The organism is Streptomyces sp. NPDC050287 (assembly GCF_044459385.1).
GTDB lineage: Bacteria > Actinomycetota > Actinomycetes > Streptomycetales > Streptomycetaceae > Streptomyces.
In genome coordinates this window covers 173,032-190,412 of the sequence record NZ_JBITIY010000012.1, presented here as the reverse complement: position 1 = coordinate 190,412, position 17,381 = coordinate 173,032, and the positions used below count along the sequence as shown (strand labels likewise).

13 protein-coding genes and 1 pseudogene are annotated in these 17,381 nt (G+C 69.6%); 9 read left to right on the top strand and 5 right to left on the bottom strand.

Annotated elements, in window-relative coordinates; translation table 11 throughout:
* Nucleotides 1-4 precede the first annotated feature (4 nt).
* Nucleotides 5-520: a SigE family RNA polymerase sigma factor gene (locus tag ACIBK3_RS34950; RefSeq protein ID WP_399371611.1), complete on the bottom strand. Its 516-nt coding sequence runs from the start codon at nucleotides 518-520 to the stop codon at nucleotides 5-7.
* Nucleotides 521-1,338: 818 nt separating this feature from the next.
* Here ACIBK3_RS34950 and ACIBK3_RS34945 point away from each other — a divergent pair.
* Nucleotides 1,339-1,842 (top strand): Hsp20/alpha crystallin family protein, encoded by a 504-nt coding sequence (locus ACIBK3_RS34945; protein WP_399371609.1) that lies wholly within the window; start codon nucleotides 1,339-1,341, stop codon nucleotides 1,840-1,842.
* A 129-nt stretch (nucleotides 1,843-1,971) separates the two neighbouring features.
* Here the strand turns inward: ACIBK3_RS34945 and ACIBK3_RS34940 are convergent, their stop codons facing one another.
* Complete coding sequence (locus tag ACIBK3_RS34940; protein WP_399371608.1) at nucleotides 1,972-3,027, bottom strand: hypothetical protein; 1,056 nt, start codon at nucleotides 3,025-3,027, stop codon at nucleotides 1,972-1,974.
* 735 nt (nucleotides 3,028-3,762) lie between these two features.
* On the opposite strand from ACIBK3_RS34940, the gene ACIBK3_RS34935 reads away from it, so the two are divergent.
* The 5 genes from ACIBK3_RS34935 to ACIBK3_RS34915 all read left to right on the top strand — a co-directional run bounded on the left by ACIBK3_RS34935 (nucleotide 3,763) and on the right by ACIBK3_RS34915 (nucleotide 10,547).
* Nucleotides 3,763-3,918, top strand: a complete 156-nt coding sequence (locus ACIBK3_RS34935; protein ID WP_099054574.1) for a DUF6131 family protein — start codon at nucleotides 3,763-3,765, stop codon at nucleotides 3,916-3,918.
* A 492-nt stretch (nucleotides 3,919-4,410) separates the two neighbouring features.
* Nucleotides 4,411-6,873, top strand: coding sequence for a SpoIIE family protein phosphatase (locus ACIBK3_RS34930; RefSeq protein WP_399371607.1), 2,463 nt, complete (start codon nucleotides 4,411-4,413; stop codon nucleotides 6,871-6,873).
* Nucleotides 6,874-7,416: 543 nt separating this feature from the next.
* Nucleotides 7,417-8,118, top strand: coding sequence for a TetR/AcrR family transcriptional regulator (locus ACIBK3_RS34925; protein WP_399371606.1), 702 nt, complete (start codon nucleotides 7,417-7,419; stop codon nucleotides 8,116-8,118).
* Between the two features lie 56 nt (nucleotides 8,119-8,174).
* Nucleotides 8,175-9,317: an FAD-dependent oxidoreductase gene (locus ACIBK3_RS34920; RefSeq protein ID WP_399371605.1), complete on the top strand. Its 1,143-nt coding sequence runs from the start codon at nucleotides 8,175-8,177 to the stop codon at nucleotides 9,315-9,317.
* Nucleotides 9,318-9,524: 207 nt separating this feature from the next.
* The gene (locus ACIBK3_RS34915) at nucleotides 9,525-10,547 is read left to right on the top strand and encodes a zinc-dependent alcohol dehydrogenase family protein (RefSeq protein ID WP_399371604.1); all 1,023 of its coding nucleotides are present in this window, start codon (nucleotides 9,525-9,527) and stop codon (nucleotides 10,545-10,547) included.
* Between the two features lie 185 nt (nucleotides 10,548-10,732).
* On the opposite strand, the pseudogene ACIBK3_RS34910 reads toward ACIBK3_RS34915, so the two are convergent.
* A pseudogene (locus ACIBK3_RS34910) lies at nucleotides 10,733-11,833 on the bottom strand (polysaccharide lyase family 1 protein); the annotation flags it as partial.
* Between the two features lie 489 nt (nucleotides 11,834-12,322).
* Here ACIBK3_RS34910 and ACIBK3_RS34905 point away from each other — a divergent pair.
* Entirely contained in the window at nucleotides 12,323-13,552 is a 1,230-nt protein-coding gene (locus ACIBK3_RS34905; RefSeq protein ID WP_399371602.1) for a PP2C family protein-serine/threonine phosphatase, read from the top strand.
* 167 nt (nucleotides 13,553-13,719) lie between these two features.
* Here the strand turns inward: ACIBK3_RS34905 and ACIBK3_RS34900 are convergent, their stop codons facing one another.
* Together ACIBK3_RS34900 and ACIBK3_RS34895 are read right to left on the bottom strand one after the other, a co-directional pair.
* Entirely contained in the window at nucleotides 13,720-15,090 is a 1,371-nt protein-coding gene (locus tag ACIBK3_RS34900) for an amidase (protein ID WP_399371601.1), read from the bottom strand.
* Between the two features lie 304 nt (nucleotides 15,091-15,394).
* Nucleotides 15,395-16,006 (bottom strand): TetR/AcrR family transcriptional regulator, encoded by a 612-nt coding sequence (locus tag ACIBK3_RS34895; protein ID WP_399371600.1) that lies wholly within the window; start codon nucleotides 16,004-16,006, stop codon nucleotides 15,395-15,397.
* A 90-nt stretch (nucleotides 16,007-16,096) separates the two neighbouring features.
* On the opposite strand from ACIBK3_RS34895, the gene ACIBK3_RS34890 reads away from it, so the two are divergent.
* Together ACIBK3_RS34890 and ACIBK3_RS34885 are read left to right on the top strand one after the other, a co-directional pair.
* Complete coding sequence (locus tag ACIBK3_RS34890) at nucleotides 16,097-16,525, top strand: nuclear transport factor 2 family protein (protein WP_399371598.1); 429 nt, start codon at nucleotides 16,097-16,099, stop codon at nucleotides 16,523-16,525.
* Nucleotides 16,522-17,361 (top strand): NmrA family NAD(P)-binding protein, encoded by an 840-nt coding sequence (locus ACIBK3_RS34885; RefSeq protein ID WP_399371595.1) that lies wholly within the window; start codon nucleotides 16,522-16,524, stop codon nucleotides 17,359-17,361. Before ACIBK3_RS34890 ends, ACIBK3_RS34885 begins: the two co-directional genes overlap by 4 nt.
* Nucleotides 17,362-17,381: the final 20 nt, after the last annotated feature.

The window sequence follows — 17,381 nt, the reverse complement described above, 5'->3', positions numbered from 1 at the left end:
TCGGTCAAACGGGATCGGGGTCGCGGTGTTGCAGTTCGTGGCGTAGCCGGGTGAGCGCGCGGTGGAGCGTGCTCTTGACTGTGCCGGTCGCCATGCCGAGGGCGGCAGCCGTTTCCTCCGTGGACATCTGCTCCCAGGTTCGCAGCACCACGACACGACGCTGGTTCGGCGACAGGGACTCCATGGCGTCCATCAGCAGGGCGCGGTCAGCGTGCCGCTCGGCGATGTCGTCGACCGGTGCTTCCGGAAGGTGCTCGGTGGGCACCTCCTTCAGCTTCCTGGCTCGCCACCACTCCGAGCGTGTGTTGATCATGACGCGGCGCAGGTAGGCGTCCGCGAGCCGTTTGTTCGTGATGCCGTCCCAGCGACTGCAGGCGCGTGCGAGTGCTGTCTGCAGCAGGTCCTGTGCGTCGAACGGGTCGGAGACCAGCCGTCGGGCAGTGCGCAGCAGAGCGTCCTGCCGTAAGCGCACGTACTCCCCGAACTCCTGTACTTCTGGGTGCTGCTGGCACGTTGTCATGCGTGGGTTCCCGATTCGTGCCTGCTGTGGAGCGAGTTCTCGGTGTGAACCATTGCCTGTTTCCTTGTCAGTCGAATAAGGGACGCAGCGTCACCCGCGACCCCACAAGGCCTTCCACACCAAGCCCAACGCCTCGGCACCCGCATCGTGGCGCGAGTGTCGTAGCAGCGAGTGCGGACTTGAGTGCGGTCATGTTCGACCTTTCTCCCGTCACGGAGCGGACAGCCGACCCATGGACGACCTGTCCGGCAGTCCCGGCCGGTGCCTGCAACTCGAGTTCAGCGGCCCCGACATTGAATGGGCAGCCGGTTCAGCCACCCTGACCAATGGACACGCCGCAGGTCAGCAGCACGCCTTGCCGCGTGCCCAAGGACAACCGCTCTGGTTTGTCCTGCTGTTGCAGGCCGCGGGACGTGCAAACCTTCGGCCTGTTCCACGGGGAGGCAGGCATGGGCGGCAAGTCCTCCCTGCTGCGCGGCGGCCTGAGTCCCCGCCTGCGCACCCCGGACCCAGCCGGGCCGCGACCGGCCGCGCTGCCCGTACTCACCCCCGGTGACCGCGCCGAAGCGGGAGCCGGCGGGGCCTTTCGCCAGGTGGCGCGGGATCCGCAGAAATGTGGTCGTGAAGGTGCTGGGGAACCGATCGCCGGCCGGACGCCAGGCGCTGGAGGCCGCCCAGACGGCCACGCTGGGCGGAATCGGGGCGAAGAAGGGAGCAGCGGACCATCAGCAGGGCGCCCTCAAGACGTGTCGCGATCACCCCTCCGGGGCACCCCATATGCAACAAATTACGCATATGCACCACGAATGGGAGCTGTGATGACTCTTCCTGTACGCCGCGGCCAGGGCAGACTCGCTGAGCGGCGGTTCCCCGGCTGGTCAACGGACCCGCTCGCGGAGTTCGACGACATCTTCGGCCGCCTGGGCAGTCTCCTCGAGTCCACCGTCGGCGGACCCACCGGCGGCACGGGCCTCGCCCCACTGGCCGACGTATCCGAGACCGACCAGGCCTATGAGATCGAGGTCGATGTTCCCGGCGTCAAGCGCGACGACATCAACATCGAGATGGCTGACCGCGAGCTGGTCATCAGCGGCGAGTTCAAGGAACGCGAGCGCACGGGCGTCCTGCGCCGCTCCACCCGGCGCGCCGGCCAGTTCGAGTACCGTGCCGTCCTGCCCCGCGAGATCAACGCCGAAGGCGTCGAGGCGACGCTGAGCGAAGGCGTGCTGAGCGTCAAGGTACCCAAGGCGGAAACCGTCAAGCCGCGCCGCATCGAGATCGCAGCCGGAGAACGGACCGACACCTCACCCGACCAGGGGTAGGTCCAGACAGCCCTGGAGCCGGTGACGGCTCCAGGGCTGCTCATGGGTTTCCGTCTCCGGACACCAGGAGCGCACCGCGCTGCCCTGTGATCATCCGCGGGCGGCAGACGTCCGTCTGTTCGGCTCAGCTCAGCGGGCGGTGCGTGTTTCGGCGGCGGAGACAACCTCCTGGCGCTGCTGGTGGAGCCGCTCGTACTCCAGCACCTGGCGGGCGACGGTGGAGGGGACGTTCTGCAACTGGGCGAGGATCTTGTCGGGGTTCATGGTGTCGTAGCCGTCCCAGGGTTCGCTGCCGCGCAGCTGTTCGATGGCGTCCAGGACTCCGGGCCGGTTGGCGTGGGTGCGTTCGTATCCCTCGATGACCGTCAGGTCCGACTGGGAGAGTGTGCGCAGCTGCTGCTTGATCTCGTCGACACTGAGCTGGCTGAATCGGGCGATCGGCAGCTCCTGCTCCCGGGTCACCGCACCCCGGACTCCTTCGGCCACGCGGGTCGCACGAGGCATCTCCCGCACCGCGCCCTCGGCCGTACCCCTGGCCCGCCTGCCGCCGGTCTGCGCGACGTCCTGCACTCGGGCGGCGGCGGTCCGCACTGCGCGCGCGGCGGCGTCGGCCCAGCCACCGCCGTTCTCCCGGACGACTCCGTTGGCCGCGGCCACCACGGCCCGCGCGTGATCGGTGACGCTGTCCTCCAGCCTTTCGAGCAGTTCCTCGTCCTGGCCGCGCAGCATGGCGAGCAGCTCGGCGGTCGCCTGATCGCGGGTCTCTTCGGCGATGCTCTGGCCGGCCCGGCAGGCCGCCAGCGCCCTGGCGGCGACCGCGTACTCGTCCTGGGCGTTCCTCAGCAGCCGCCGTTCGTCGTTCGGCCGCCGTCCGCGCAGCAGCTCCGTCACGAGCGCGGACCCCACCGTCAGCGGCAGCATGACGGTGCGCGTGGCGCTGCGGGAGATGAACCGTGCGAGCTCGACGCTGTCTTCGACCAGCCCGTTGCGTGGCCGCAGTTCGCGCACCTGGTCCTCGATGCGCTGAAGGCTGTCCTGGACGTCGTCCATCTGACGCTCGAGCATCTGCCGGTGCGGGCCGGGTGGGGTGATCGTCACATCCGCCCTGAACCGGTCGACGACTGCCTCATGCGCCTTACGGGCGTCTTCCAAGGCCGGTACGAGCGATTCCGTCATCACTGTCATGGGGGTGCTCCTGGGGGGTGGCAGGCGGCCTGTACGTGGGCCGCTCATGGGGAAGCATGCCGCCGGCCATTCCCGTGGCCGGGCAACTGGCACCATCCTGTGGGACCTCGGGCAAGATCGCCGGGAGGCTGGGCCCGTTCGCGTCCGTCACCTGTCACCGGCTGGGACACTGCATCCCCGCTCGCCGGCTTACCTTGGAGGCCATCGCGACAGGCGGAGACCCTGCGCCATCCCCTTGCCGACCGGCCCTGACCGGCGGCCGGGGACGGGCGCGCCGTTGTGTGCGGCAGTGTGGCCCGAAAGGGTGGTGGGCTGTGTCGGAAGTCTTGATCACGCGTTGGTCCGGGCGTGAATGCTCGCGTGGACGACACTGTGCCCTGTGCCGCACCGCTCGGGGTGCTGGCTCCAAGCTCATTCTTCGCCTGAGAACCCGGATCGTTGTTGGCCGGCAGACGTCTGTGGGCATACCAGCACGGGCCGCCGAACCGGCACTCTGCACCGATCACACCACCTGGCGGCCTGAGGTGCCTACGCTGTGCGGGCAGGCTGACTAGCTGGTCAGGGCGGGTCCACGTGATTCAGGCTCACTTGTTCGGCTGCTACCTGGTTGGCGTAGCGCTTCTCCTGGAACTCGATGGGGCTGAGAGGGCATGTGATTCAGGTAGAGCTGGTACTTCCCTATCGGGGCGCTGCGGTCCACAGTGAAAGCAGCACTACTGCGCATTGGAGGCGATCATGCTCCTCCTTGGAATCATCCTGCTGGTAGTCGGGTTCGTCACCGGCATATCGATCCTGTGGACGATCGGGATCATCCTGGCGGTCATCGGCGCGGTCCTGTGGATCATGGGTTCCATGGGGCACGCGGTCGCCGGCCGTCGGCACTACTGGTGACCTGTCTCCCTACCCCACAGCGCACCGCTTTCGCGTGCTGCTGAAACAGCCTGCGTCTGGCCGGCCGGCGGGTCGGCACGCCACCGACACCCGGCGCGCACCATCGTCGCGGTGAGCCCCGCCACGACCTCTGCCAGTCACGCCCGGCGCACCGGCCCAGAACTGCTCCCGAATCCCGGTAGGAACCGTCGGGCAGCGGATGCCGGATGGCCGGGCGCCGCTTACGGGTGGAGCGCAGCAGGAAGGCCGCGCCGGTGTCGGAGATCGCGGTATTGCGGTCAGGAAGCCACGAGGTGAACCCCCTCGCTCCGGGCCGCCGACGGGGCCGACCGGCCGCCGTAGACCGTCTGGCAATCGAGCGGTTGCAGAGCGCTTGCCCGGCGAGGCGCCGGACGGCCCCGGCCGGCGCACACCCAGCTGAGCGGCGTGGCGACACGAGCCCCGAGCGGTGGCACCATCGGTGGGGAGAGCGCGAGAGCGAGATGAGCGGCTATGGAGCGGCATGTCGTCGACGACCCGGGCGTGATCTCCGGCCCGGATGCTGTCCCTGACGCGCTCACCGCGCGCGCCACCGTCGACGAGCACGGCACCGTGACCGGCTGGAGCGAGGGTGCCGAACGTCTGCTCGGGTACGCGGCGACGCAGATCCTGGGCCGGCCGGCCGCCTCACTTCTCGCCGATGCCCCCACGGCGAGCGATCTCCCGCCCTTTCCTGAGCTGCCGAGGTGGCACGGCACCCTCGCTCTCCGGCACCGTGACGGCCACCGCGTCAAGGCCAGGGTCGTAGCGCATCGCAGGACGCCGGACACCGGGGTCCGCGACTGGCTCCTGGTCTCCGCCGTGACCGGGTCGCAGCCCTACCCCGACGACGACGCGCTCCTGAGGCAGGGTTTCCTTCTGTCCCCGTTCTGCGCGACGTCGGTTCATGACACGGACTTGCGCTTCCGCCGGTCGAACCGGTCAGCGCTCGGCGTACTGGGCCTGAGCGACGACGACATGCGCGGGCTGCGGCTGTCCGACGTGCTGGACGACCCCATGGCCGGAGAGGTCGAGCGGCTGATGCGGCGGGCGCTGGAGACCGGCGAGCCGCAGTACATGGAAAACCATGCGCGTGCCCCCGGTGAGACCCGTGAGCACGCCTGGGCGGTCCACCTCTACCGCTTGGAGGACCCGGACGGCCGTGTCCTGGGCGTCGCCTCCACCGGGCACGACATGACGGAGCAGTATTGGGCCCGCACCCGCCTCCAGCTGATCGCCGAGGCCGGCAAGCGCATCGGCAGCACGCTGGATGTGACGCGGACCGCGCAGGATCTGGCGGACGTCGCGGTCCCGGACCTCGCCGACTTCATCAGCGTCGACTTGCTGGCGTCCCTCGACGACCCGCACGAGGAGTTCCCGGCGATGCCGGCGGCGGGCAGCCCCCTCGCACTGCGGCGCATCGCCCATCGGTCCGTGTATCCGGGAAACCCCGAGGCGGTGGTAGTGCCAGGCGAGGTGGACGAGTACCCCGACGGCTCCCCGCCGGTCGAGAGCATCAGGTCGGGACACGCCGTGCTGCGCCAGGTGAGCGAGCCCGCGATCGCGAGCTGGGTGGTCCAGGACCCGCTTCGGCGCTCCCGGATCCGCGATTTCGGCGTCCACTCGGTGATGGCGGTGCCTCTCTCGGCGCGCGGAACCACCCTGGGCGTCGCCGTCTTCATCCGCCACCGGCACCCCGATCCGTTCCAGCAGGACGACCTGGTACTGGCCGAGGAACTTGCGGCCCGGGCGGCGATCAGCATCGACAACGCCCTGCGTTACACCCGCGAACGCGCCACGGCTGTCACCCTGCAGCGCAGCCTGCTGCCGCAGCGCCTGCCCGAGCAGGCGGCGGTGGAGGTCGCGTACCGCTACCTGCCGGCCGGCGCCCGGGCCGGCGTGGGCGGAGACTGGTTCGACGTGATCCCGCTGTCCGGGGCCAGGGTGGCGCTGGTGGTGGGCGACGTCGTGGGACACGGCATCCACGCCTCCGCGACCATGGGACGGCTGCGTACGGCAGTACGCACCCTGGCCGACATCGATCTGCCGCCCGACGAACTGCTCACCCACCTCGACGACCTGGTGGGCCGCCTGGCCACCGAGGAAGACACAGAGCGGGCCACCGGCAGCGGGGAGACCACGGGAGACGTGGGCGCGACCTGCCTGTACGCCGTGTACGACCCCGTCTCCCGCCGTTGCACGCTCGCCCGGGCCGGGCACCCGCTGCCGGTCGTGGTGAGCCCGGACGGCACCGCGGAACTCCTCGACCTTCCGGCAGGACCCCCACTGGGCCTCGGTGGCCTCCCTTTCGAGTCGGTCGAGACAGAAGTGCAGGAAGGCAGTCTGCTCGCTCTCTACACCGACGGCCTCGTCGAATCCCGGGCCGACGACATCGACGTGGGTCTGTCCCGGTTGCGTCTGGCTCTCTCGGCTCCCGCCGCATCCCTGGACGCCCTGTGCGACACGGTCCTGGAGGCCGTACTCCCCCAACGGTCCGCCGACGACGTCGCCCTGCTCATCGCCCGCACCCGGGCGCTCGACGCCGACCGCGTCGCCGCCTGGGACGTCGACCCCACGCCTTCCGCCGTCGCCGAGGCCCGCAAGAACGCGGTCGGCCAGTTGGCCACCTGGGGTCTGTGCGACGCCGCCTTCATCACGGAACTGGTCGTCAGCGAACTGGTCACCAACGCCATCCGGCACGCCAAGCCGCCCATCGAACTACGCCTCATCCACGACACAAGCCTCATCTGCGAGGTGTCGGACGCCAGCAACACGGCCCCCCACATGCGCCGCGCCCGCACCTACGACGAAGGCGGCCGCGGCCTGCTCCTGGTCGCCCAGCTGACCCAACGCTGGGGCACCCGCCCCACCCCCACCGGCAAGACGATCTGGGCGGAACAGAGCATCGATCCCCTCGAACCGCCCTCCGCCGTCTGAAGGCGAAGTGGAGTCCCAGCAGCGGAAGGGCCCGATGGCCAGGCGGCGCTCTGCGGCTCCACCAGTCTGCGCACGCAGGTCGGTCAGGACCGACGGGGCCACATGGATGCCACTGAGCGTGAGCTGACCGGTACTCGGGACTGCGTTCTGGTTGCTCCAGCCCACGGAAGTGACACCCACCGAGCGGCGGACATCGAAGTCCGGTTCCTGCGCGGAGGCCCGGCTCGCATCGCGCACCTGGCAGGCGCCGATGAGGTGGACGCCGGCCGGCGTCCCGGCACCTCGTCGGAGGAGGCCGTGGAGATCGAGCGGCTGGGCGGTGCGAGAACGCTGAATTGCGACGGGCGACCGAGATTCTGAAGCGGGCGTCGGCACCCCGATACGCGCCCTGGTCGCCTCCACAAGTCCGTACGGATGTCGACTGCGCCGACGGCGAAGAGCGCGCCCCTGGCGACGGCGGTTCGCGGTCAGCTGGCAGGGATCGGCGGGCCGCACAGTTCACCGAACTTGTTCGTAACGAACGCGTTCGTTACGCTTGAGAGTATGACTACGCGTTCTGACAAGTCCTTCAGCCGCCGCGAGCGACCCGCCAAGCCGGCGCTGAGCCGGGAGTGGATCGTCGCGACGGCGGTCGCGTTGATGCGCAGGGAGGGGTTGGAGCGGGTGACCATGCGTCGGCTGGCCCGGGAACTGGATACCGGCCCGGCCTCGCTGTACGTCTACGTCGCCAACACCGCCGAGCTGCACGCGGCCGTACTGGACGAGTTGCTCGGCGAGGTCGATCTGGGGCCGGTCCAGGCCCAGGCCGAGGCCGACTGGCGTGATCGGCTGGTACGGATCCTGTTCTCCTACACCGCCGTGCTCTTCGAGCACCCGGGGCTGGCGCGCTCGGCTCTGGTGACCCGCCCGTCGGGGCGGCACTACCTGGATCTGCTGGAGGCACTGCTGGCGCTGCTTGCCGAGGGCGGCGTGCCCGGCGGCCGGGCGGCGTGGGGGGTGGACGTGCTGTTGCAGATGGCCACCGCGACCGCGGCCGAGCAGTCCACCCGGTACGCGGCGCCCGACGCTCAGGAGGAGATGGACGCGCTGATGGCAGCGGTACGCGGCGCCTCGGACCGTACCCACCCGCAGCTGAGAGCGCTGAGTGAGGAGCTGTTCTCCGGACCCGGCAAGGCCCGTCTCGACTGGGGCTTCCGCGCGCTGATCAACGGAATTCAGCAGACCGCACGGCCCGACAGGCGCTGACCCGCCCGAATGTCTCCTCCACCCGCCCCAGCCCGAACATCAACCGGAGCTTCAACATGACCACACATCACCCCATCGCCATCATCGGAGCGGGCCTCGGTGGCCTGACCCTGGCACGCGTGCTGCACACGCACGGCGTCCAGGCGACCGTGTTCGAACTGGAGGCCTCCGCGCAGACTCGCACCCAGGGCGGCATGCTCGACATCCACGACGATTCCGGCCAGGTCGCGCTGCGCGCGGCGGGCCTGCAGGAACGGTTCCGCGCGCTGATCCACCCTGGCGGGGAGGCGATGCGGATCATGGCCCCGGACGGCACGGTCCGTATGGAGGAAACCGACGAGGGCAACGGCACCCGTCCCGAGGTCGATCGCGGACAACTGCGAGACCTGCTGCTGGGCTCCTTGCCCGACGGCACCGTCCGCTGGGATGCCAAGGCCACCGGCGCCCGGCCGCTGGGCGACGGCCGCCATGAGGTGATCTTCGCCGACGGCGCCACCGTCACCACCGACCTGCTCGTCGGCGCCGACGGCGCCTGGTCCAGGATCCGGCCACTGGTCTCCGACGCGGTCCCCGCCTACACCGGCGTCTCTTTCATCGAGATCGACCTCCTGGACGCCGACGCCCGCCATCCCCACAGCGCCACCCTGATCGGGGGTGGCTTCTTCATCAGCCTCGGCGATTCCAAGGGCTTCCTCGCGCACCGGGAAACCGATGGCAGCCTGCACGTCTATACCGCCCTGACGACAGGCGAGAACTGGATCGACGGCATTGACTTCACCGACACCGCGGCCGCCAAGTCCGCCGTCCTGGCGCATTTCGACGGCTGGTACGACGGCCTGCGGGCGCTGATCGCCGACGCCGACGGCCCGCTGGTTCCGCGCCGCGTCAACGCCCTGCCGGTCGGGCACCGCTGGGAACGCGTCCCCGGCGTCACGCTGCTCGGCGACGCCGCACATCTGATGTCACCGTTCGCGGGCGAGGGCGCCAACCTCGCGATGCTGGACGGCGCCGAGCTCGGCCAGGCCATCGCTGCCCACTCCGGCGACACCGAAGCCGCCCTGGCCGCCTACGAGAACGCTCTGTTCCCGCGCAGCCAGGCATCGGCGGCCGAGTCCGCCGCCAACCTTGAGCTGATGTTCGGCGACAACTCCCTGAAGCGCCTCCTCGACCAGTTCGCCTCCTATCAGGCGCACAGCTAGGGCGAGAGTGGAGGTTCGCCCTGGAAGCCGAGGGTGGGACTCACGCACGACCGTACGACAACGCGACCGTACGACCGAGTCCGCCAGATCGGCGTACTGCCAGTACGCCGATCGCCAGTGACTCGCTGCGCCCACAGGCAATGATTCGGCTCCGCCGGCGCCGGTACACGTGAAGCACGTGAGCACGTGAAGCAAGGAGATTCAGGTATGCGTGGCGTAGTCATGTACAAGGCCGGCGACGTCCGGGTCCAGGACCGTGACGACCCGAAGATCGTCGAGCCCACCGACGCGATCGTCCGGCTGACCGCGACCTGCATCTGCGGCTCCGACCTGTGGCCCTACCGCGGGGTCGAGCCCGCCGATCACACGAACATGGGACACGAGTACGCGGGCGTGGTCGAGGAAGTCGGCTCGGACGTGAAGAACGTCAAGGTCGGCGACTTCGTCGTCGGGTCGTTCGTGATCTCCGACAACACCTGCGAGATCTGCCGCTCGGGCTACCAATCCGGCTGCGTGCACCGGGAATTCGTGGCGCAGACCGTCGGCACCCAGGCCGAGAAGGCCCGCATCCCCCACGCGGACGGCACCCTGGTCGCCACGCCGGGGCAGCCGGCCCCGGAGCTGATCCCCTCGCTGCTGGCCGCCTCCGACGTGCTCGGCACCGGCTGGTACGGCGCCGTCGCGGCCGACGCCGGCCCCGGCAGGACGGTCGCGGTCGTCGGCGACGGCGCGGTCGGCCTGATGGCCGTCCTCGCCGCCGAGCAGCTGGGCGCGGAGCGGATCATCGCGATGTCCCGTCATCCCGAGCGGCAGGAGCTGGCCCGGTTCTACGGCGCGACCGACATCGTCGAGGAGCGCGGTGACGAGGGTGTCGCGAAGATCAAGGAACTCACGGGCGGCCTCGGCGCTCACTCGGTGGTCGAGGCCGTCGGAACCCAGGAGTCGACCATGCAGGCGATCGGCGCCACCCGCCCCGGAGGGCACCTGGGCTTCGTAGGCGTCAACTACGACGTCACGATCCAGGGCATCGACCTGTTCTTCGCCGGCATCCACGTGGAAGGCGGCCCGGCCCCGGTGCGCCGGTTCCTGCCCGATCTGATCCAGCTCGTCTGGGACCGCAGGATCGACCCCGGAAGGGTCTTCGACCTCACCCTGCCGCTGGCCGAGGCCGCGGAGGGCTACAAGGCCATGGACGAGCGGCGCGCCACCAAGGTGCTCCTCACCCTCTGATCAGCCCTGGCCACTCCCGCCACTGACCGGCCCCGGCCACTTTCGGCCCGCCTATCGACGCAGCGGGACGACCTGGGCCTTCACTGCGTCGCCCGTGGGGGTGGACAGCGTGAAGAGGTGAGAGGAGGGACGCACCTCGCCCCTCCCGGGTTACTGGCCATGCGACAGCACCTGCCGGCTTGCTAACAACTGCCGTCCGACACCTTCAGCCCCTTGTTGGCGCCTGCGGTCCGGCTCACGATGTCCGGCACGCAACTGGCGCCGTCGAGGGTGTAGGGGTAAGGGATGCTGACCGTGGTGTTGGACTGCGGGTCGGGGCCGGCGGGGTGGTTCTCGCTACCGGGGCTCGACCAGGAAACGTTGTCGAAGATGTTCCCGCTGACCTGCCAGTAGCCGGCCGCGTCGGTGTAGAAGGTGCCCAGGACGTCCTTGGAGTCCTTGAAGTAGTTGTTGTCCACCTTCGCGTGGGCCCCGGCCCGTGAGTTGATGCCGGACTCGTTGAGGCTCACATAGGAGTTGTTGTAGATGTGGGCCGTACCGCCACGCAGCAGGGGCGCGCGCGAGTCGATGTTCTCGTACAGGTTGTGGTGGTACGTGATGAAGCCGTTCGAGAGGTCGCTCTCACTGGACCCGATGAGGCCGCCGCGGCCGGAGTTGCGCAGGATGCTGTAGGACAGGGTCACGTACTGGGTGTTGTCCTTCATGTCGAAGAGACCGTCGAACCCCTCCGACTCCCCACCCGACGCCTCCAGAGTGGTGTGATCGACCCAGACGTTGCGGACGTCGCGCTCCATGCCGATCGCGTCACCACCATTGGACGTGGGCGAGCCCGACTTCTTGACGTTCCGGACGGTCACGTTCTGGATGATGATGTTGCGGGCGTCGCGAATGTGGATGCCCAACTGATCGAAGACGGCGCCGCCGCCGACCCCGATGATCGTGACGTTGCTGATCTGTTTGAGCTCGATCACACCGGCGGCCGTGTTGCAGCTGTCGCCCGACACCTTGCTGGTGTTGCCGTGGTTGATGATCCCCTCGACCTGGATGGTGATCGGGGTGCTGCTACTGGCCCGGCCGCACAGGGCCGCATGGATCGCGGTTCCCGTGGTGGCCCGCACCGTCTGCCCGCCCGCACCGCCGGTGGTCCCGCCGTTCTGGGTCGCGTAGCCGGTGGCACTGCCGGTCGCCGCCGATGCCTCGGGTGTCGGCAGAACCGCACCGGTCGCGGCCGCAAGGGCCATCGTGGCCAGCGCCGCATGGAGTCGCAGTGCGACTGGTCGCCTCATCCTCGCCTCTCCATTCGTCTTCCCACTCTCGTTCGAATGCTGGGTGTTCTGCTGCATGCCGCGGTCGTGTCAGCGGGCCGTCGTGGTGTCCGACCTGCCGCTGGGAAGGTCGCCGGTCGGCCCGGAAGCGAGTGCTCCTCTCGATGCGGCAGGGTCGTACGACGATGCGGCCGGGTCGTACGACGATGCGTCGGTTCGAGAACATGAACGGCCCCGATGGCCGGAGCCACATCCCTCCTGGAGAAAGCGCTTTCCCCGGAACCTAAATGCTTGCCGTGAACGCGTCAACAGGCGTGTACTTGATTCTTATCCACAAGGATGAACGGAGCGCTGCCGTTCGCCCGGTTGCACGCGAGGACGGCGCCGAGGCCGCCCGCGCGGCTCATGCCGGCGGTCTGGAGCGAGCAGGAGCAGTGCCCGCGCCGCATGGCGTGTTCGCTCATATCGTGGATCTGCAAACTGACACTCAGGGCCGAGGCAGGGCAATACATGACGGAACCGCAGATCGACTATGCGGCGGTCTTCCGGGCCCTGCCCGGCATGGTGGCGCTGCTCACCCCCGATCTTGTCTACGCGGACGCCAACGAAGACTTCCTCCGGCTGGCCGGGCGCAGTCGTGAACATCTGGTGGGCCGCTACATCTTCGACGTCTTCCCGGAAAACCCGAACGACCCGGCCGCGGCCGGCATGCGCGAGACCCGGGAGTCGATGCTCCGCGCGGTGACCACCGGCGAGCGCGACACCATGGCCCTGCTCCGCTACGACATCGAGGATCACCAACGCCCCGGCCACTGGCAGGAGCACTACTGGAGCCCGGTCAACGCACCCGTCTTTGGCCCCGACGGACAGGTCACGCTGATCGTGCACCGGGTCGAGGAGGTCACCGAACTCATCCGCGCCTTCGGCGGCCCGGGTAGTGACAGCCGGTCCCGTGTGCTGGAGGCCGAGCTGTACACCCGCGCCCGTGAACTCCAGGAGGTCAACGAGCGGCTGCGCAAGGCCCACGCCCACGAACGCGAGACCGCCCTGGCTCTGCAAGCCGCGATGCTGCCCCCACCCGGCCCGACGGGACAGCATGGGGCGGCCGTTCGCTACCGGCCCGCCATTGGTGCCCTGAACGTGTGCGGCGACTGGTACGACCTGGTCGAGTTGCCGGGCGGAAACCTTGCGATCGCCGTTGGTGACGTCGTGGGCCACGGCCTGCCGGCCGCCTGCGTCATGGGACAGCTGCGCAGCGCCCTGAGCGCGGCTTGCCGCGTCGCCGACGGGCCGGCCCCCGCCCTGGAGGCCCTGGGACTGTACGCCCGTTCTGTCGAGGGTGCCGAGTCCTCCACCGCCGCGACAACCTTCGTGGACTGGGACGACCACTCCATCACCTACAGCTGTGCCGGCCACCTCCCGCCCGCCCTGCTCCACCCCGACGGCACCGTCACCTTCCTCGACCAGGCCACCGACCCGCCCCTCGGCGCCCGGCCCGAGCACCTGACCCGCCACCAGGCCCGTACCGTGTTCGTCGAAGGCTCCACCCTGGTCCTGTACACCGACGGCCTCATCGAACGCCGTACCGAGGACATCGACGCCAGTCTGTCCCGGCTCGCGGACACCCTCACCCACCACCGGCATTCCGACCCCGAGACCCTGGCCGACGCTCTCCTTGCCGACCTTCTCCCCATCACCGGCAACACAGACGACACCGCCTTGATCGTCCTTCGCTTGTGAACCACGCCATGCCGACGGCTCGACGCCGGAGTGTGCGAGCGACGCGACGGGATCTGCGGTTCAGGTACGGGTCCGCTCCCCCTGCGCCGTGCGGTCCACCGAGCCGGTTCGCACGTTCTGTCGCTCACCGCCACCACCCACCGCCACCTCCTGCCGACGCCGACGACTCAGGAGTCGGCGTCCGTCGGGCCGGTGGTCACCGGCGGGCGGTGTCCGCGGACCGGGCTCGCGGACTCCAGGAGCGATGCCAGCCTCAGCAGCGCATCGTCGGCGTACCAGGTGGTGACCAGTTGGACGCCTACCGGCAGGCCGTCCGTGGTCGAGCCGAACGGGAGCGACAGCGCCGGCAGACCGGTGAGGTTGAACGGCACGGTGGCCCGCATGACGTCCCGCGCCGGGATCTCGGTTCCGTCGATCAGATGGCTGGGCCGGGCCGGCAGCGGTGCCGGGATCGTCACCACCGGGCACAGCAGCGCGTCGTACCGGCTGAAGAAGGCCGCGAACTCGTCTCGCATGCGTTCGACGACCTGCTGGGCGCTGAGAACCTCGGCCGGCGACGGCTCCCTCGCCCGCAGTGTGGCGTGCGAGACCCTGTGCAGGATGCCTTCGTGTCCTTCGGTCAACGTCCGCAGGAACGGGAGGACTTCGGCCGTGTACAGGACCGCGCTGAGGGTCGTCGCGTTGTACTCCTCCAGGACGGGTATCCGGACCGGCTCGACGATCAGGCCCGATGTGGTCAGAGCGTCGGACGCGGAGCGGACGGTGGCCGCGACGTCGGTGTCGACCGGGCCGAACCCGGGCGACAGCAGCATGCCGACGCGCCGCACCACCGAAGCACCGTCCGGGCCGTGGGGGAGGTCCTGCGGCAGGGTCGCGTATCCGTCGACGCCGTCGGGGCCGGCGAGGATCCGGTAGGCGCTCGCGATGTCCCGGACCGTGCGGGCCATGGGGCCGACATGCCAGTAGCGGCGCAGCACGGGGGGCCAGTGCCCCGTGTACGGGACGCGGCCGTGGGTGGCCTTCATGGCCACGATGCCGGTGAAGTGCGCGGGCCCGCGCACCGAGATCGCCACGTCACTGCCCAGCCCCAACGGTGACATGCCGGCCGCGATCGCCGCCGCCTCACCACCGCTGGACCCACCCGGAGTCCGCCGCAGGTCCCAGGGATTACGTGCCGGACCCACCAGGAGGTTGTCGGTCTCCGTCCAGTACGAGAACTCCGGCAAACTCGTCTTGGCGAGAAGGACGCCACCCGCCGCACGCATCCGCGCCACGGCAGTCGCGTCGGCCGCCGGAACGTGGTCGGCGAACAGTCGCGACCCGCGCGTGGTCACCACGCCCGCGGTGTCGAGGCAATCCTTGACCGTGAAGGGAACTCCGTGCAGGGGACCGAGGTCGTCGCCGCGCGCGACGGCGGCATCGGCCCGATCCGCCTCGGCCAGGGCCTGTTCGCCGAGCAGGGTGATGACACCGTGCACGTGCGGATCCACGGCCTCGACGCGATCGAGATGCGCCTGCACCACCTCACGAGAAGACACCTCGCGTGTCCTTATGCGCCGCGCGAGTTCCGTCGCATCGAGAGCGTTCAGAACGGTCATTGCGCCTCCAGAAGATCACCGCACTACCGCCGACACCTTACAAATCCACCGGTCGTGGAGGACGCGTCCCTTCTCTCCCGGGAGCGTGGAGCGCCTCCCACGGCGCCTCATGACTGCCCGGCCGCGACGAGAGCAGTGTCGACATGGACGTCGTCCACCCGCAGCACCACGGTGTCGCGGGGATCGACGACCGGTGCGACGCCGAGGTGCTCGGCCCCGGCCCGTCCGCAAAGCGGACCAGCTGCTACGTCACCCCCTGCGCGCCGCCCGATGCCGCACCCGGCTGAAGGATTCGGGCGGTGAACGCCGCGAGGTGTGCCCGCAGTTGCTCCCGCGGCATGCGCTGGTGGCCGACGAGGTGCTCGACGAGATCGGCACGGGTGGCGGCCAGCAGTGCGTGAGCGGTGAACGCGCTGTCGGCGAGACCGGGAATCCGTTCCAGTACGGCTTGCAGCGTGCTGTGCCACCGTTCGTAGTGTTCGGCCCGGTAAGGGCTGTCACTGCCGGTCTCCTCCAGAGCCAGGGCGAGGTGGCGGTTGTCCAGCTTGAAACACAGCAGCGCGTCGAGCAGGGCGGGTACGCGCTCCAGTGGCGGGGCGGCCGGGCCCAGGGGCGGCGGGCCCTCTTCGACGGCGTTCCTGACCGGTTCGAGCCGTGCCGCGTACAGCGCGTGGATCAGGCCGGTGCGATCACCGAAGGCGCGGAAGAGCGTCGCTTTGCCGACGCCGGCTGCTGCCGCGATGTCGGCCATGGTGACGGCCTCCGGGCTCTCGCAGCGGGCGAAGAGGCTGTCGGCCGCCGCGAGGACGGCCGCCCGGTTGCGCTCTGCGTCCTTGCGTGGCCTGCGTTCGGGCATGCGGTTCCTCCGATTGCAAAACGGACCCCGGGTCCGTATTGTCGAAAGCGAAACGGACCCACGGTCCGCATCGTACGGGACGGAGTACCCATGACCACGAACACGGCACCGGCGGACCTGTACCGCCACGGCCTGAAACTGCTGCTGGACAAGGACATCGCCGCCTGGGTCGACCTCTGGGACGACCACGGTGTCTTCGAGTTCCCGTTCGCGCCCGACGGCTGGCCCAAGCGGCTGGAAGGCAAAGCCGCCATCGCCGACTACATGCGCGCCTACCCCGACCACATCGACCTCCACGACTTCCCTCACGTGGAGATGCACCAGACCACCGCCGCGCAGACCATCGTGGTCGAGATGCGCGCGGTGGGCCGGCTGGTGGCAACCGGCAGCCCCTACGACATGACGTACATCGCCGTGGTCACCGTCGAGAACGGCAGGATCACCCACTACCGCGACTACTGGAACCCCCTCGTGGTCCTCCAGGACTCCATGAGCGACTTCACCGGGAGCAGCCGATGAGCACACCCGGCACAACCCTGGTCATCGGAGCCACCGGCACCACCGGCAGCCGCGTCGTCACCCGGCTCGTGGCGGCCGGGCACCGCGTCAAGGCCGCCGGCCGACGCGCCACCGACGTGGACGGCGCTCAGGCGGTACGTTTCGACTGGAACGACCCGGCGACGTTCGACGAAGCCCTCGACGGCGTGGACCGCGCCTATCTCATCCCGCCGCTCGGCTCCCGTGAGCCGGCCGCCGTCATGCTGCCCTTCCTCAGGCAGGGCCGCGCGGCCGGGCTGCGCCGCGCGGTGCTGCTCAGCTCCTCCGCGATCCCCTCCGGAGGTCCAGCCGTCGGGCAGGTCCACCAAGCCCTCCCCGGCCTGTTCGACGCATGGGCGGTCCTGCGGCCCTCATGGTTCATGCAGAACTTCACCGGCGACCACCCGCACGCTCAGAGCATCCGCACCGACGGGACCCTGCTGACCGCAACCGGCGAGGGCCGTGTCGGGTTCGTGGACGCCGATGACATCGCCGCCGTCGCCGTACACGCCCTGACCGCCGCCCAGGCCCCCAACACCGACCTGGTCATCACCGGACCGCAGGCCCTGAGCTACGGCGACATCGCCGCCGTCCTCACCGAGGTGACGGGCAGGAGTGTCACCCACCGGCAGCTGACCTACGAGCAGATGCGCGACCGCCTGGCCGTCGGGATGCCCGCCGACTTCGCCGAGCTGCTCGCCGGCATGGACCGCGCCATCGCCGAGGGAGCCGAGGACCGCACCACCGACACCGTCCAGCGCCTCACCGGCCGCCCACCGCGCGCCTTCCGCACCTTCGTCGAGCAGGAATTGCTTTGAGGAGCGGGGCGTTCGAGGAC

Excerpts from the sequence above, each read along its gene's own strand:
- ACIBK3_RS34920 (WP_399371605.1), top strand. The coding sequence starts at position 8,175 with ATGACCACACATCACCCCATCGCCATCATCGGAGCGGGCCTCGGTGGC.
- ACIBK3_RS34935 (WP_099054574.1), top strand. The coding sequence starts at position 3,763 with ATGCTCCTCCTTGGAATCATCCTGCTGGTAGTCGGGTTCGTCACCGGC.
- ACIBK3_RS34950 (WP_399371611.1), bottom strand. The coding sequence starts at position 520 with ATGACAACGTGCCAGCAGCACCCAGAAGTACAGGAGTTCGGGGAGTAC.
- ACIBK3_RS34925 (WP_399371606.1), top strand. The coding sequence starts at position 7,417 with ATGACTACGCGTTCTGACAAGTCCTTCAGCCGCCGCGAGCGACCCGCC.
- ACIBK3_RS34945 (WP_399371609.1), top strand. The coding sequence starts at position 1,339 with ATGACTCTTCCTGTACGCCGCGGCCAGGGCAGACTCGCTGAGCGGCGG.
- ACIBK3_RS34885 (WP_399371595.1), top strand. The coding sequence starts at position 16,522 with ATGAGCACACCCGGCACAACCCTGGTCATCGGAGCCACCGGCACCACC.
- ACIBK3_RS34915 (WP_399371604.1), top strand. The coding sequence starts at position 9,525 with ATGCGTGGCGTAGTCATGTACAAGGCCGGCGACGTCCGGGTCCAGGAC.
- ACIBK3_RS34895 (WP_399371600.1), bottom strand. The coding sequence starts at position 16,006 with ATGCCCGAACGCAGGCCACGCAAGGACGCAGAGCGCAACCGGGCGGCC.
- ACIBK3_RS34940 (WP_399371608.1), bottom strand. The coding sequence starts at position 3,027 with ATGACAGTGATGACGGAATCGCTCGTACCGGCCTTGGAAGACGCCCGT.
- ACIBK3_RS34905 (WP_399371602.1), top strand. The coding sequence starts at position 12,323 with ATGACGGAACCGCAGATCGACTATGCGGCGGTCTTCCGGGCCCTGCCC.
- ACIBK3_RS34890 (WP_399371598.1), top strand. The coding sequence starts at position 16,097 with ATGACCACGAACACGGCACCGGCGGACCTGTACCGCCACGGCCTGAAA.
- ACIBK3_RS34930 (WP_399371607.1), top strand. The coding sequence starts at position 4,411 with ATGGAGCGGCATGTCGTCGACGACCCGGGCGTGATCTCCGGCCCGGAT.